Source organism: Steroidobacter sp. (genome assembly GCF_036406195.1).
Classification (GTDB): domain Bacteria; phylum Pseudomonadota; class Gammaproteobacteria; order Steroidobacterales; family Steroidobacteraceae; genus Steroidobacter.
The window spans coordinates 21,560-37,481 of record NZ_DASWVW010000055.1 but is presented as its reverse complement, the minus strand read 5'-3'; the positions used below and the strand labels follow the sequence as shown (position 1 = coordinate 37,481).

Here is a 15,922-nt window from a genome sequence, read left to right as displayed (position 1 = left end):
AGGCGTAATCGCGGCGGACGTTAGTCGGAGGTTTGATAGGGGGCGGTGCGGTCACCGCGGCCCCAGCGCAGCTTCGAGCGCAGCGTGCGATAGTAATCGTGATCGGCCGGATGCAGCAGAGTGACGTTGGCGGCGGCGGGTTGAACGATCAGCCGATCTCCCTGCGATAGCGCGCCGAGCGAAACACCGTCGCAAGTGACCTGGCCGTTGCTGTCGGGCCGATCCAGCAGGCGCACTTCGATCACCGAAGTCCGGCGCACGACGATGGGCCGGTCCGAAAGCGTGTGCGGGCAGATCGGCGCCAGCACCACCGCGTCCAATCCCGGATACAGGATCGGCCCACCGCACGAGAGCGCGTATGCGGTCGAGCCCGTGGCCGTGGCGATCACCAGACCGTCGCCGCCATGCGTGTTCACATAGCGGCCGTCGATATAGGTCTCGAAATCGAGGATGCGGCCGGTCTGCCACTTCTGCAGCACCACGTCGTTCAGGCCGCTGCACTGGCGGTCTGGAGCGCCGGGTGAGATCAAGGTTGCCTGGAGCATCGCGCGCTGATCGCTGACATAACGGCCGGCGAGGATCTCGTCGACACACGGGCCGAGCTCGGCCGGTCCGATGTCGGCGAGGAAACCCAACCGGCCACGGTTGATGCCGAGCACCGGGATGGCGCACGGCGCGGCCAGGCGGGCCGCGTGCAGCATCGAACCGTCGCCACCGACGGCGACCAGCAGATCGGCGGTCGGGCACAGGTCCGCTTCAGGCATGCGCTCCACGGCCACATCGCGATAGTCGATGCTGGTTGCCGCGTCGATCAGCACGCGCCGCCCGCGGCTGTGAAGATGGGCCGCGAGGACCTGTAATGTCTCCGCGACACGAAGGTCGCGCGTGTTGCCGATGATGGCGATGGTCTGAAAAGGGCGGGGCGGTGCGGGCATGGATGCGGTTTGTAGCACGGACTTACGTCGGCCAGCCACGCGAATGCACAACATGAATGCGTCATACAGCGCGTGATACAGGGCAGTTGTGTGCCGGCGGCGCGCCCCCACATTGTCGAGTGGGCCAATCCTGCCCCGGCAGATGCCGGGCGCGATGGCGCCAGTACCTGCTGTCAGCGAAGGTATGACTGTATGCTTGACACCGCGGGGCGGCGTGCTTAGCTTCCTCAGACAGCGGCGCTGCACTGCGGGTTGGTGCAAAATGCCTTCTGTCACAAAGGGTTTCAGTCCTGAACGCGGCCGGACCCAGAAGGTCCGATGTGAACGCTGCCCGAACCGAAAGATGCCGACGCCGAGCCACGACGAAGCGCTGAACGAGCGAGCCCAGCACCTGCTACGGTTGCTGGTGGAGCACTATATTCGCGACGGACAACCTGTCGGGTCGCGCACCCTGTCCCGTGACGTGGGGCTCAGCCTCAGCGCCGCCACGATTCGCAATGTCATGGCGGATTTGGAGGAACTGGGTTTCGTCACCTCGCCGCACACCTCCGCCGGTCGCGTGCCCACTGACAAGGGTTATCGCTTCTTCGTCGACACCTTGCTCAAGTACGAGCCGCTGGACGACGAGAAGATCGCCGCCATCCAGTCCCGTTTTGGCGAGCACAGCGCCGATCACAAGGCGCTGGTCGCGGCTGCCTCGCAGATGCTCTCCAGCGTCACCCGCCTCGCGGGCGTGGTGACCTTGCCGCGCCAGAGCCATTCCTCGCTCAGCCAGATCGAGTTCGTGCCGCTGTCGGATAACCGCGTGCTCGCGGTGATGGTGGTCAACGGCCGCGAAGTGCAGAACCGCATCGTGCAATTGGAGCGGCACTACAGCGTCGAGGAGTTGCGCCGGGCTTCGAACTATTTGAACCAGGAGTTCGGCGGCAGGGAATTGAGCGCGGTACGCGAGCACCTGCTCAGTCAGCTGAAGGAAACGCGCGAATCGCTGAATCAGGTGATGTTGGATGCGATCCATCTGGCGCAGCACGTGATGATGCCGCAAGCCTCCGGCGGCCGCATGGAATATGTCATCGCCGGCGAAACCAACCTCATGAGCTTTGCCGAGCTATCCAATGTCGAGAAACTGCGCCGCCTGTTCGAGGCGTTCACGCAGCAGCGCGACATCCTGCATCTGCTCGACCAGAGCCTGAAAGCCGAGGGCGTGCAGATCTTCATCGGCCAGGAATCCGGCTACACCATCCTGGACGATTGCAGCGTGGTCACCGCGCCTTACACGCTGGACCAGGAAGTCGTCGGCGTACTGGGGGTCATCGGTCCGACCCGCATGGCCTACGAGCGCATCATTCCCATCGTCGATATCACCGCGAAGCTGCTCGGCTCCGCCTTGAATTCTCGCTCCTGAGCCGCCATTCCCCCTCGGCCCCGACTGGCGCCCGTGCCCGGACGCAGTCAGGCATGAGGTTGGCCGCCCGATCAGGCAGAATGCCGCCCCTTTAAAGATAACGAGCCCCCGCTCGCGCCCCCACTCGACGTGGGCGGGCCCAGGCGGGGGGCGAGCCATTTGCGAGAGGAGGAACAGAATTCATGAGCACGCCCAACGAGCAGGATCGCCTCAGAGGTGCCAGTGGGGGCGCCAATGGCGACGCCCAGCCCTCCCAGGACGTTGCCGATCTGCAGGCCGCCCTGGCCGCCGCCGAGGCTCGCGCCCTGGAGAGTCGCGACCTGTATATGCGTGCATTGGCGGAGATGGAGAATATTCGCAAGCGTGCCTCGCGCGATATCGAGCAGGCGCATAAATACGCCGTCGACCGTTTCGCCAACGATCTGATCGCCGTGAAGGACAGCCTGGAACTGGGCCTGCAGGCCGCCGGCGATGTCCAGACCCTGCGCGCCGGCACCGAGGCGACCCTGAAGCAGCTGGCGAACGCGTTCGAAAAGAACGGCCTGACCGAGATCGACCCGCTCGGCCAGCCGTTCAACCCGGAGCACCACGAGGCCATGGCGATGCAGCCCTCGACCGAGCACGTGCCGGACAGCGTGACGCAGGTGGTGCAGAAGGGCTACCTGCTCAACGGCCGGCTGCTGCGTCCGGCCCGGGTCATCGTGGCCAAGGCGCCGTGAGGCGGCCCTTGTAAATAACCACACCATCCGCAGATAGCGCCACAAGAGACCGGTTGGCAAGCACATGAACCCAGGCTATGAACCCAGGCTATGAACCATGCGCTCGGCTGGCCAGATTTACAGTTATCAACATTCTAATTAACGGACCTTTTGCAGGAGACCTTGGGCCATGAGCAAAGTCATCGGCATCGACCTCGGCACGACCAACTCGTGCGTCGCGATCATGGAGGGCGGCAAGCCGCGTGTGATCGAAAACAGCGAGGGCGATCGCACCACTCCGTCCATTGTCGCTTTCACCAAGGACAATGAAGTACTGGTCGGCCAGTCCGCCAAGCGCCAGGCAGTCACCAATCCGCAGAACACCCTGTTCGCGATCAAGCGACTGATCGGTCGCCGCTTCGAAGACAGCGTCGTCCAGAAGGACGTCGACATGGTGCCGTACAAGATCGCGAAGGCCGACAACGGCGACGCGTGGGTGGAAGTGCAGGGCAAGAAGATGGCCCCGCAGGAAATCTCCGCGCGCGTGCTGATGAAGATGAAGAAGACCGCCGAGGACTTCCTCGGGACCCCGGTCACCGAGGCCGTCATCACCGTGCCGGCCTACTTCAACGACTCGCAACGCCAGGCGACCAAGGACGCCGGCCGCATCGCGGGCCTCAACGTCAAGCGCATCATCAACGAGCCGACCGCCGCGGCGCTGGCCTATGGCCTCGACAAGCAGGGCGGTGACCGCAAGATCGCGGTGTACGACCTGGGTGGCGGCACCTTCGACGTGTCCATCATCGAAGTGGCCGACGTCGACGGCGAGCGTCAGTTCGAAGTGCTCGCGACCAACGGCGACACGTTCCTCGGCGGCGAGGACTTCGACAAGCGCGTCATCGACTACCTCGGCGAAGAGTTCAAGAAGGAGAGCGGCGTCGACGTGCGTCGTGATCCGCTCGCCATGCAGCGCCTGAAAGAAGCGGCTGAGAAAGCCAAGATCGAGCTGTCGAGCAGCCAGCAGACCGAAATCAACCTGCCGTACATCACGGCGGACGCTTCCGGTCCGAAGCACCTCAACATCAAGCTGACTCGCGCCAAGCTCGAGTCGCTGGTCGAGGACCTGGTGAACAAGACCATCGAGCCGTGCCGGATTGCGCTGAAGGATGCCGGACTGTCCATCAAGGACGTGTCCGAGGTGATCCTGGTCGGCGGCCAGACCCGCATGCCGCTGGTGCAGAAGGCGGTGAAGGACTTCTTCGGCAAGGAGCCGCGCAAGGACGTGAATCCCGACGAGGCCGTGGCGGTGGGCGCCGCGATCCAGGGCGGCGTGCTGTCCGGCGAAGTGAAAGACGTGCTGCTGCTCGACGTGACGCCGCTGTCGCTCGGTATCGAGACGCTCGGTGGCGTGATGACCAAGCTGATCGAGAAGAACACCACGATTCCCACCAAGGCGAATCAGACCTTCTCGACCGCCGACGACAACCAGAGCGCCGTGACCATTCACGTGCTGCAGGGTGAGCGTCAGCGCGCGGCCGACAACAAGTCGCTGGGCCAGTTCAACCTGGAAGGCATTCCGCCGGCGCCGCGTGGCATGCCGCAGATCGAAGTCACGTTCGACATCGATGCCAACGGCATCCTGAACGTGTCGGCGAAGGACAAGGCCACCGGCAAGGAACAGAAGATCGTCATCAAGGCGTCTTCCGGCCTGAGCGAGGACGAGATCAAGCGCATGGTGAAGGACGCCGAGGCGCACGCCGAGGAAGATCGCAAGTTCCGCGAGCTGGTCGAGGCCCGCAACAAGGCCGACGCGTTGGTGCATGCAACCGAGAAGACGCTGAGCGAGCTGGGCGAGAAGGTCCCGGCCGGCGATCGCGCCAATATCGAAAACGCCGTGTCCGATCTGAAGCGCGCGCTGAGCGGTGATGACAAAGACATCATCGAGAAGAAGGCGGCTGAAGTGAGCCGGCTGGCGGCCACTCTGGCGCAGCAGTCCGCTGAAGCAGGCGCTGCTCCGGGCGGCGCGGGCCCGCAGGGCTCGGCTGGCGGCGCTGGCGGCAACGGCAGCGACGACGTGCTCGACGCCGAGTTCGAAGAAGTCAAAGACAAGAAGAAGTAACGATGCGGAGCCGGGCCCGGAAGACGTTTGCTGTCTGCCGGGCCCGACTCGTTTTCAGGTGGCATGATGCCCGCCCGCGCAGGCATCATGCGCGCAGTCCGATCTGGGGTGGGGTCTCTATCCGCTAATGTCAAAGCGCGACTACTACAAGGTTCTCGACGTAGCCCGCACGGCCACGGAGGCCGAGATCAAGAAGGCTTATCGCCGTCTGGCGATGAAGTTCCATCCGGATCGCAACCCCAACGACGCAGAAGCCGAAGAGAAGTTCAAGGAGTGCAAGGAAGCCTACGAGGTCCTGACCGACGCGCAGAAGCGCGCCATCTACGATCAGCACGGTCACGAGGGCTTGTCCGCTCGCGGTGGCGCCGGCTATAGCGCCTCCGACGCGTTCAGCGACATCTTCGGCGACGTCTTTGGAGATATTTTCGGCGGCGGCCGCCGTGGCGGACGCCAGCAGGTATTTCGTGGCGCCGACCTGCGCTACGACCTCGAGCTCGATCTCGAACAGGCCGTGTTCGGCCACTCCGCGGATATCGAATTCACCACGCTGGTCGAGTGCGAGCCGTGCTCGGGCACGGGCGCCGCGCCCGGCTCCAAGCCCACCACGTGCGATACCTGTAACGGTGCCGGTCAGGTCCGCATGCAACAGGGTTTCTTCGCGGTTCAGCAAACCTGTCCGCGTTGCAAAGGCCGCGGCCAGATCGTCAGTCAGCCGTGCGATTCCTGTCTCGGGCAGGGCCGGCTGCGCAAAAAGAAGAATCTCACCGTCAAAGTCCCGCAGGGCGTCGACAACGGCGACCGCATCCGCCTGACCGGCGAAGGCGAGGCCGGGCGCAATGGCGGGCCGCCGGGCGATTTGTATGTCGAGATCCGAGTGCGCGAGCACCCGATCTTCGAGCGCGATGGCAGTCATCTCTCCTGCGAAGTGCCCGTGAGCTTCGTTACCGCGGCGCTAGGTGGCACTGTCGAAGTGCCGACACTCGGCGGCACGGTCGAATTGAAAGTGCCCGCCGAAACTCAGTCGGGTCGCGTGTTCCGTTTGCGCGAGAAGGGCGTAAAGCCCGTGCGGGGCGGTGCGACGGGCGATTTGTTCTGCCGCGTGGTGGTGGAAACGCCGGTCAATCTCACCGAAGAACAGAAAGACCTGCTGCGCGCTTTCGATGCTTCCATGCAGAAGAGCAAACGCAATCACAGCCCGCGTGAAAGCACCTGGCTGGACGGCGTGAAACGCTTCTTCGATACCATTCGCAGCTAACGCCCGGGCTGACACAAGATGGCGCACGACTCTCTGCAAATCGCCGTATTCGGCGTCAGCGGCCGGATGGGCCGCGCGTTGCTCGCGGCCATCGATGAGGTGCCGCGCTCGGTGCTCGCGGGCGCGACCGCGTCGGCCAACAGCCGTTGGCTCGGCAAGGATGCGAGCGAGGCCGCTGGCGGTATCAAGCGGAACGTGTCGATCGAGGCGGACCCCGCGGTCGCTCTTCGCAACTCGCAAGTGGCCATCGATTTCACGCTCCCCGAAGCAACGGCCACGAATCTCGCTGCCTGTCTCGCCGCCAAGCGTCCGCTGGTCATCGGCACGACCGGGCACAGCGAACAGGTGAAGGCGCAGATTGCCGCCGCGGCGAAACAGATCCCGATCGTGATGGCGCCGAACATGAGCCTCGGCGTGAACCTGCTGCTCAAGCTCGTCGAGCTGGCGGCGGCCAAGCTCGATGCCGACTACGACATCGAGGTTTTCGAGGCCCATCATCGTCACAAGAAAGACGCGCCCTCGGGCACCGCGCTGGCACTCGGGGCGGCTGCCGCCAAGGGCCGCGACGTCGACACGAGCGAGGTCGCTGAATACTCGCGGCACGGCAACACAGGCGCACGCAAGCGCGGCGCGATCGGCTTTTCGGTGTTTCGCGGCGGCGATGTGGTCGGCGATCACACAGTCACGTTCGCCGGTCTTGGCGAGAGGATCGAGCTGACACATCGTGCCAGCGATCGTCTCGCTTTCGCCCGCGGCGCAGTGCGGGCGGCGCACTGGCTATCCAGCCAGCCACCGGGCCTGTACTCGATGCAGGACGTGCTCGGCCTCTGTTGACCGGCGTCGTGCGGCCAGCGTGGCGCGGTTTGTTGTGACCGGCACGCGCTTTTTGCTTTTCTCACTTCGCCAACTCGCGTACACTGCCGTCTTCAGCACGCGGTGAAAACACTTGTTGCGGGATCGGGCCTAAGAGCCCATCTCGTCTTCCGCATGCGTGTCTGAAACAGCTGACATCAGGAGCCTCATGAACCACGCCGAAAAAGTGCCCGCGGTACTGGCGCTCGAAGACGGCACGGTTTTTCACGGCCGGTCGATCGGAGCCAAAGGCAACACGACGGGCGAGGTGGTGTTCAACACCGCCATGACGGGATACCAGGAAATTCTCACCGACCCGTCCTATTGCAGACAAATCGTCACTCTCACTTATCCCCACATCGGCAATACCGGAACCAATCCGGAAGACCTGGAAGCGGCGGCGGTGTATGCGGCGGGCCTGATCATTCGTGATCTGCCGGCCCTGCATTCCAGCTGGCGCGCCTCGGAGTCGCTGGAGAGTTTTCTTCAGCGCGGCAAGGTGGTCGCCATCGCCGATATCGACACTCGCAAGCTGACGCGCATCCTGCGGGAGAAGGGCGCTCTGGCCGGCTGCATCATGACCGGCGAGAAGGCGAATGCCGAAGCGGCCGTGCATGCCGCGCGCAAGTTTCCCGGTTTGAAGGGCATGGACCTCGCGAAGGTCGTGTCCACCAAGCGCGTTTATCAATGGAACGAAGGCACCAACTGGGGCCAGCACACCGGTCCCAAGGCGCGTCCGGGTCAGCGCGTGCACGTGGTCGCTTACGACTACGGCATCAAGCGCAACATCCTGCGTTGCCTCGCCGATCAAGGCTGCCGCGTCACTGTGGTGCCGGCGCAGACGCCGGCGGAGAAGGTGCTGGCCATGAATCCCGAGGGCATCTTCCTGTCCAACGGCCCTGGCGATCCGGAGCCGTGCACGTATGCCATCGAGGCCATCAAGAAATTCCTGGAGACCGACATTCCGGTGTTCGGCATCTGCCTGGGACACCAGTTGCTGGGACTGGCGAGCGGCGCCAAGACCGTGAAGATGAAGTTCGGTCATCACGGCGCCAATCATCCGGTGCTGGATATCGCCTCGGGCCGCGTGTTGATCTCCAGCCAGAACCACGGCTTCGCGGTGGACGAGAGCACGCTCGGCCCGAATGTGAAGGTCACCCACAAGTCGCTGTTCGACGGCTCGCTGCAAGGCATCGAGCGCATCGACCGGCCGGCTTTCAGCTTCCAGGGCCACCCCGAGGCGAGCCCGGGCCCGCAGGATGTCGGGCACCTGTTCGCCAAGTTCACCGCCATGATTCACGAGCGTCTCGCGCAGCAACCGAGTGTGAAGAGCACCGCCGCCGCGAACGACAACGGCCGCCGCGCCGCCGAAGGATGACCAACCGCACACATGCCCAAACGTACTGACCTGCAAAGCATCCTGATCATCGGCGCCGGCCCCATCGTCATCGGCCAGGCCTGCGAGTTCGATTATTCCGGCGCGCAGGCCTGCAAGGCGCTCAAGGAAGAGGGCTATCGCGTCATCCTGGTGAACTCCAATCCGGCCACGATCATGACGGATCCGGAGTCCGCCGATGCCATCTACATCGAGCCCATTCACTGGCGCACGGTGGAACGCATCATCGCCAAGGAACGTCCCAGCGCGCTGCTGCCCACCATGGGCGGACAAACCGCACTGAATTGCGCGCTCGACCTGGTACGCGAAGGCGTGCTGGAGAAATACGGCGTCGAGCTGATCGCCGCATCCCGCGAAGCCATCGACATGGCCGAAGACCGGGAGCGTTTCCGTAACGCGATGCGCGAGATCGGCCTGGAATCGCCGCGTTCGAAGATCGCGCACAGCATGGAGGAAGCGCTCGCCGTACAGGCCGAGATCGGCTTCCCCACGGTCATTCGTCCGTCGTTCACGATGGGGGGCTCGGGCGGCGGTATCGCATACAACCGCGAAGAGTTCGTCGCTATCGTCGAGCGCGGCCTCGATGCTTCACCGACTTCCGAAGTGCTGCTGGAAGAGTCGGTGATCGGCTGGAAAGAGTACGAGATGGAAGTGGTCCGCGATCGCAAGGACAACTGCATCATCATCTGCTCCATCGAGAACCTCGATCCCATGGGCGTGCACACCGGCGACTCGATCACGGTCGCGCCGGCGCAGACGCTGACGGACAAGGAATATCAGATGATGCGCAACGCCTCGATCGCGGTGTTGCGCAAGATCGGCGTGGAGTGCGGCGGTTCGAATGTGCAGTTCGCGCTCAATCCCGCCGACGGCCGACTGCTGATCATCGAGATGAATCCGCGCGTGTCGCGCTCTTCGGCGCTCGCGTCGAAGGCCACCGGCTTCCCGATCGCCAAGGTCGCCGCAAAGCTTGCGGTCGGCTACACGTTGGACGAGCTGCGCAACGACATCACCGGTGGCGCGACCCCCGCTTCGTTCGAGCCGACCATCGACTACGTGGTCACCAAGATCCCGCGCTTCACGTTCGAAAAATTCCCCGGCTCCAACGATCGCCTCACCACGCAGATGAAGTCGGTGGGCGAGGCGATGGCGATCGGCCGCACCTTCCAGGAGTCGCTGCAGAAGGCCCTGCGGAGCATGGAGGTGGGTATCGACGGACTCGATCCGTTGCTCCCGCTGCCGATCGCCGAAGAACAGATGCACAAGCTGCGCGAAGAGCTGCGCATGCCCGGACCGAATCGCTTGCGTTACGTCGGCGATGCGTTCCGCGCCGGGCTGACGTTCAACGAAGTGCAGGCGCTGACGCGGATCGATCCCTGGTTCCTCGCCCAGATTCACGACATCGTGCTCCAGGAGCAGAAGGTGGCGGAGCAGGGGCTCGAAGGATTCACATCGGATCGCGTGCGCGAGCTGAAGCGCAAAGGTTTCTCGGATCGCCGCCTGGCGACCTTGCTCGGCATCGATGAAGCGAGCGTGCGCCGCCGCCGTCTGACGATGGGCCTTCGGCCGGTATTCAAGCGCGTCGATACCTGCGCCGCCGAGTTCGCGACTTCCACGGCATACATGTATTCCACCTACGACGAGGAATGCGAAGCGAACCCGACCGATCGCAAGAAGGTCATGATCCTGGGCGGCGGCCCGAACCGCATCGGCCAGGGCATCGAGTTCGACTACTGCTGCGTGCACGCGGCGCTGGCGCTGCGCGATGCCGGATTCGAGACCATCATGGTCAACTGCAATCCCGAGACCGTCTCGACGGACTACGACACGTCGGATCGCCTGTACTTCGAGCCGCTGACGCTCGAGGATGTCATGGAGATCATCGACAAGGAAAAGCCGATGGGCGTGATCGTGCAGTACGGCGGCCAGACGCCGCTGAAGCTGTGCCGCGCGCTCGAAGCCGCGGGCGCGCCGATCATCGGCACCACGCCTGATGCGATCGACGTTGCCGAAGACCGCGAGCGTTTCCAGCAACTCGTGCAGCAGCTGAATTTGAAGCAGCCGCCGAATTGCACCGCGCGCACCGAAGAGCAGGCCATCGCCATGTCCAAGACGGTGGGCTTCCCGCTGGTCGTGCGGCCTTCCTATGTGCTCGGCGGCCGCGCCATGGAAGTGGTCTTCAACGAAGACGATCTGCGCCAGTACATGACGGACGCGGTGAAAGTATCGAACGACAGCCCGGTGCTGCTGGATCGCTTCCTCGATCAGGCCATCGAAGTTGACGTCGATGCGATCTGCGACGGGGAGGATGTGTACATCGGCGGCATCATGGAGCACGTCGAACAGGCGGGAGTGCACTCCGGCGACTCGGGCTGCTCGCTGCCGCCGAACAGCCTGTCCGCGGAGGTCCAGGCCGAGATCAAGGACCAGACGCGCAAGCTCGCCAAGGGTTTGAATGTCGTCGGTCTGATGAACATCCAGTTCGCGATCCAGAACGGCATCGTCTATATCCTCGAAGTCAATCCGCGAGCCTCGCGCACCGTGCCGTTTGTTTCCAAAGCCACGGGAGTGCCGTTGGCGAAGATCGCCGCGCGCGTCATGGCCGGCGAAAAGTTGCGGGACCTGGGCCTGACCAAGGAGCGGGTACCGAAGTTCTTCGCGGTGAAAGAAGCGGTGTTTCCGTTCGCGAAGTTCCCCGAGGCCGATCCGATCCTCGGTCCGGAAATGAAGTCCACCGGCGAGGTGATGGGCACGGGCCGCTCGTTCGGCGAAGCCTATGCCAAAGCGCAGCTCGCTTCGGGCGTCATTCTGCCCACTCGCGGTGTGTGCCTCATCAGCGTGCGCGAGCGCGACAAACCGGCGGCGGTGCAGCTGGCGCGACGTCTGGTTGCGCAGGGATTCGAAATCGTTGCCACGTCCGGCACTGCAGAAGCCATCAGCAATGCGGGAATTCCGTGCCGCACGGCGAACAAGGTGCGCGAGGGTCGCCCTCACATCGTGGACATGATAAAAAACGACGAGATTTCGCTGATCGTCAATACCACCGAAGGCAAGCAGGCGATATTCGAATCGCGCTCCATCCGGCGCGAAGCGGTCCACAGGCGCGTCACGTACTACACGACCGTGGCGGCGGGACTCGCCACCTGCGATGCCATTGCCCACATGAATGAGGTCGACGTGAACCGACTGCAGGATCTGCATCAGGAGATTGCGCAGGACAACGCCACGGCGGCCGCGCGATTGGAGATCGCATCGTGAAACGTCTGCCGTTGACTCTGAAAGGCGCCGAGAAATTGCGCGCCGAGCTGAAGCGTTTGAAGAGTGAAGACCGTCCGCGCGTGATCCAGGCGATCGCCGAAGCGCGCGCACATGGCGATCTGAGCGAGAACGCCGAGTATCACGCGGCCCGTGAGCAGCAGAGCTTCATTGAAGGCCGCATCAAGGACATCGAGTCGCACCTGTCGAACTCGGAGATCATCGACGTGTCCTCGATGCCGGCCACCGACAAGGTGGTGTTCGGCGCCACCATCGAGCTGGAGGAAGAGGAGAGCGGCAACAAGGTGATCTACCAGATCGTCGGCGACGCCGAGGCCGACATCAAGCAAGGCCTGATCTCGGTCTCTTCGCCGATCGCGCGCGCCTTGGTGGGCAAGTCCAAGGGCGATGTCGTCGACGTGGTCGCGCCTAGCGGCACCAAGAGCTACGAGATCGTCGCCGTCCGCTACACCTGACGGCCAGCAACGATCAATGGCGCGCGGGTCGCGAATACTCGAGCTCTGCGCGACAGTTCTGGTGACGCTCTGGGCAGGCTCGCTGTGGACGGTGTGCGGCATCGTCGCGCCGCAGTTGTTTGCAACGTTGCCGGAGCGCCAGTTGGCGGGCCAGATGGCGGGGCGGCTATTTCATATCGAGACCTGGCTCGGCGTGACCGTCGCGACCGCGCTCATCGCCATCTTCGCCGCGCGCAAGGCATTCGCCACCAGCAAGACGGTTCTGTGGCTGATCCTGCTGACGGCGGGTGCTCCGCTCGCCAGCGAGCTGATTCTCGGCCCGATGATGGATGCAGCCCGCACCGCGAACGACATGGTGCGCTTCGGCATGCTTCACGGCATCTCGGCCGTGCTGTTCTTCAGCGCGTGCCTGACTGCCCTGGGCCTGGTGTGGCAGACACGCCAGCTCGGTGGCGTGGCAGCGCCTACTCGGCAGGCAGAATGATTTTCGGCTTGTCCTTGTGCGGGCGATAGAACACACCCACATTGCCGATGCGCTGGACCAGAGAGCTGCCGCTTTGCCGGGCCAGCTCGGCGAGAATGGCATCCCGCTCCTCCCGGTCGCCGACGCGCGCTTTCACTTTCACCAGCTCGTGCGCGCCCAGGGCCTCGTCGAATTCCCTGGCGACCCCCGGGGACAAGCCCGACGAGCCGATGAGAATGACGGGGTCCTTACCGTGCGCGAGGCCACGCAGGTATTTCTTCTGCTTTTCGGAAAGCTGCTGTATCGAAGTCATGTGAATCGAAGCCATGGCCAAGCGTACTAAATCGAGCCGCCAATGGCTCGCCGAACATGAAAGCGACCCGTATGTGAAGCAGGCGCGCCAGGCCGGCTATCGCTCGCGCGCCGTGTTCAAGCTCGACGAGATCCAGCGCACCGACCGGCTGATCCGCCCCGGCATGACCATCGTCGATCTGGGCGCGGCTCCCGGCGGCTGGAGCCAGCTCGCGGCCAGGCTGCTACAGGGCAGGGGACGCATCGTCGCCCTCGACATCCTGCCCATGGACGCCATCGTAGGCGTCGACTTCCTGCAGGGCGACTTTTCGGATGACACGGTCCTGGCGCAGCTGGAGCAAATGCTGGGTGATGAACGGCCGCGGCTTGTAATGTCGGATATGGCCCCCAATACCACGGGCATCGCCGATGTGGACCATGACCGTTCGATGCATCTGGTTGAACTGTCTCTGGATTTTGCCCGTCAACGGCTGGCGCCGGGGGGCGATTTTCTGGTCAAGGTGTTCCAGGGCCGGCACTTCCAGCCGTTCGTGAAAGCGCTACGTGACAGCTTCGCGAGCGTGAAGGTGCGAAAACCGGCCGCCTCGCGGCAGCGAAGTCCGGAACTTTACCTGTTGGGGCGCGACTTTAAGGCTTGAGCGGGTCGGTCTGACGGTCACCTGGCTGGAAGACTTGATACGGATCAGGAAGTCGGTTATGGCGCGTCCCGGTCCGGTGGTGTAGTGTCAATCGGCGCCTATTTATTTACTTCCAGGCTGCCGCCGCGCTTCGGACTTCAACAGACCGGACGGGGCGCATGAGGATGGGACTTTGAACGACCTAGCGAAGAACATCGTACTCTGGATCGTGATCGCGGTGGTGGTAGCCACCGTCGTTAGCAATTTCAGTGCACGATCCGTCGGAACCCAGGAGATGCCGTACTCCACCTTCCTGCAACAGGTGAAGGATGGCGGCGTTGCCGAAGTCACTCTCAACAACACCACGAAGCTGATTCGCGGCGTGCGCACCAACGGCGAGCCGTTCACCGTCAACAACCCGGAGACGGAGAACAACGAGCTGATCGGCACGCTCATCCAGCACAATGTGAAGTTCTCGGGCGCAGCGCCCGAGCGTCAGGGCTTCCTGATGCAGTTGTTCATCTCTTCCTTCCCCATCCTGCTGCTGATCGCGGTCTGGGTGTACTTCATGCGGCAGATGCAAGGCGGTGCCGGCGGCAGGGGGGCCATGTCCTTTGGCAAGAGTCGCGCACGGCTGCTGGGCGAGGACCAGGTACAGGTCACCTTCGCCGATGTCGCAGGCGTGGACGAAGCCAAGGAAGAAGTGGTCGAGATCGTCGAGTTCCTGAAAGACCCGGGCAAGTTCCAGCGCCTGGGCGGCAAGATTCCTCGCGGCGTGCTGATGGTCGGCTCGCCGGGTACCGGCAAGACGCTGCTGGCTCGTGCCATTGCCGGCGAAGCCAAAGTGCCGTTCTTCACCATCTCCGGTTCCGACTTCGTCGAAATGTTCGTCGGTGTCGGTGCCTCGCGCGTGCGCGACATGTTCGATCAGGCGAAGAAGCACGCGCCCTGCATCATCTTCATCGATGAAATCGACGCGGTCGGCCGTCATCGCGGCGCCGGTCTCGGCGGCGGTCACGACGAGCGCGAGCAGACGCTGAACCAGCTGCTGGTGGAAATGGATGGTTTCGAGGGCACCGAGGGTGTGATCGTCATCGCTGCCACCAACCGTCCCGACGTGCTGGATCCGGCGCTGCTGCGTCCGGGCCGCTTCGACCGCCAGGTCGTGGTGCCGCTGCCGGACGTTCGCGGCCGCGAGCAGATCCTGAAGGTCCACATGCGCAAGTTGCCGTTGGCGGAAGACGTCAAGCCGCAGGTGATCGCGCGCGGCACGCCGGGCTTTTCCGGCGCCGATCTCGCCAACCTGGTCAACGAAGCGGCATTGTTCGCCGCTCGCGCCAATCGCCGCACGGTGATGATGGAAGAGTTCGAGCGCGCCAAGGACAAGATCATGATGGGCGCCGAGCGCCGCTCCATGGTCATGGACGAGCAGGAGAAGAAGCTCACCGCGTATCACGAGGCGGGTCACGCCATCATCGGCCTGACGGTGCCCGAGCACGATCCGGTCTACAAGGTGACCATCATTCCGCGCGGCCGTGCGCTGGGCGTGACGATGTTCCTTCCGGAAGCGGATCGTTACAGCACCAGCAAGCGTCGCCTGGAGAGCCGCATCAGCACGCTGTTCGGCGGCCGTATCGCCGAAGAGATCATCTTCGGACCCGAGTCGATCACCACGGGTGCTTCCAACGACATCGAGCGCGCGACCGAAATCGCCCGCAACATGGTCACGAAGTGGGGCCTGTCGAGCAAGCTCGGACCGCTGACCTACAGCGAAGATCAGGGCGAAGTGTTCCTGGGTCGCCAAGTGACGCAGCACAAGCAGGTGTCCGATGTCACGGCGCACGCCATCGACGAGGAAGTTCGCTATGTCATCGATACGAACTACAAGCGTGCCAAGGACATCCTCGAGACCAACCTGGACAAGCTGCACAAGATGGCCGAGGCGCTGATCAAGTACGAGACCATCGACGAGGGTCAGATCAAGGACATCATGGAAGGCCGGGATCCCAAGCCGCCCGCGGGCTGGGATGACAGCGCCACGCCGCTGGGCGGCGGAGTGGGCGGCAACGGCAGCGGCAAGAGCCGCGACCGCGAGAAGGGCGAGGCCCCGATCGGCAAGCCGGCCAGCCAGCACTGACC

General features: G+C 63.7%; 13 protein-coding genes. 11 read left to right on the top strand and 2 right to left on the bottom strand.

Annotated elements, in window-relative coordinates:
- Positions 1–20: 20 nt before the first annotated feature.
- A complete protein-coding gene (locus VGE08_RS20825) occupies positions 21–935 on the bottom strand; it encodes an NAD(+) kinase (RefSeq protein ID WP_331069843.1) in 915 nt (304 codons plus the stop codon).
- Positions 936–1,278: 343 nt separating this feature from the next.
- Between VGE08_RS20825 and hrcA the strand changes: the two genes are divergently transcribed.
- The 9 genes from hrcA to VGE08_RS20780 all read left to right on the top strand — a co-directional run bounded on the left by hrcA (position 1,279) and on the right by VGE08_RS20780 (position 12,875).
- Positions 1,279–2,340, top strand: coding sequence for a heat-inducible transcriptional repressor HrcA (gene hrcA, locus VGE08_RS20820; protein WP_331069842.1), 1,062 nt, complete (start codon positions 1,279–1,281; stop codon positions 2,338–2,340).
- 182 nt (positions 2,341–2,522) lie between these two features.
- Entirely contained in the window at positions 2,523–3,059 is a 537-nt protein-coding gene (gene grpE / locus VGE08_RS20815; RefSeq protein WP_331069841.1) for a nucleotide exchange factor GrpE, read from the top strand.
- A 169-nt stretch (positions 3,060–3,228) separates the two neighbouring features.
- Positions 3,229–5,157 carry a molecular chaperone DnaK gene (gene dnaK, locus VGE08_RS20810; RefSeq protein WP_331069840.1) on the top strand — a complete coding sequence of 643 codons (1,929 nt, stop codon included), beginning with the start codon at positions 3,229–3,231 and terminating at the stop codon, positions 5,155–5,157.
- A 127-nt stretch (positions 5,158–5,284) separates the two neighbouring features.
- Positions 5,285–6,412 (top strand): molecular chaperone DnaJ, encoded by a 1,128-nt coding sequence (gene dnaJ / locus VGE08_RS20805; RefSeq protein WP_331069839.1) that lies wholly within the window; start codon positions 5,285–5,287, stop codon positions 6,410–6,412.
- Between the two features lie 18 nt (positions 6,413–6,430).
- Positions 6,431–7,246, top strand: coding sequence for a 4-hydroxy-tetrahydrodipicolinate reductase (dapB, locus tag VGE08_RS20800; RefSeq protein WP_331069838.1), 816 nt, complete (start codon positions 6,431–6,433; stop codon positions 7,244–7,246).
- A gap of 187 nt (positions 7,247–7,433) precedes the next feature.
- Positions 7,434–8,642, top strand: coding sequence for a glutamine-hydrolyzing carbamoyl-phosphate synthase small subunit (gene carA, locus VGE08_RS20795; protein ID WP_349258758.1), 1,209 nt, complete (start codon positions 7,434–7,436; stop codon positions 8,640–8,642).
- Between the two features lie 12 nt (positions 8,643–8,654).
- Positions 8,655–11,918 (top strand): carbamoyl-phosphate synthase large subunit, encoded by a 3,264-nt coding sequence (gene carB, locus VGE08_RS20790; RefSeq protein WP_331069837.1) that lies wholly within the window; start codon positions 8,655–8,657, stop codon positions 11,916–11,918.
- A complete protein-coding gene (greA, locus tag VGE08_RS20785) occupies positions 11,915–12,391 on the top strand; it encodes a transcription elongation factor GreA (protein ID WP_331069836.1) in 477 nt (158 codons plus the stop codon). Before carB ends, greA begins: the two co-directional genes overlap by 4 nt.
- Positions 12,392–12,452: 61 nt before the next feature.
- A complete protein-coding gene (locus VGE08_RS20780) occupies positions 12,453–12,875 on the top strand; it encodes a DUF4149 domain-containing protein (protein WP_331069835.1) in 423 nt (140 codons plus the stop codon).
- Here the strand turns inward: VGE08_RS20780 and yhbY are convergent.
- Positions 12,856–13,182 (bottom strand): ribosome assembly RNA-binding protein YhbY, encoded by a 327-nt coding sequence (gene yhbY / locus VGE08_RS20775; protein WP_331069834.1) that lies wholly within the window; start codon positions 13,180–13,182, stop codon positions 12,856–12,858. The two genes, VGE08_RS20780 and yhbY, sit on opposite strands and share 20 nt — an antisense overlap.
- Here yhbY and rlmE point away from each other — a divergent pair.
- Together rlmE and ftsH are read left to right on the top strand one after the other, a co-directional pair.
- Positions 13,181–13,804 carry a 23S rRNA (uridine(2552)-2'-O)-methyltransferase RlmE gene (gene rlmE, locus VGE08_RS20770; protein ID WP_331069833.1) on the top strand — a complete coding sequence of 208 codons (624 nt, stop codon included), beginning with the start codon at positions 13,181–13,183 and terminating at the stop codon, positions 13,802–13,804. The genes yhbY and rlmE overlap by 2 nt on opposite strands.
- 172 nt (positions 13,805–13,976) lie before the next feature.
- On the top strand, positions 13,977–15,920 hold the full coding sequence (gene ftsH, locus VGE08_RS20765; protein ID WP_331069832.1) for an ATP-dependent zinc metalloprotease FtsH: 1,944 nt from the start codon (positions 13,977–13,979) through the stop codon (positions 15,918–15,920).
- Positions 15,921–15,922: the final 2 nt, after the last annotated feature.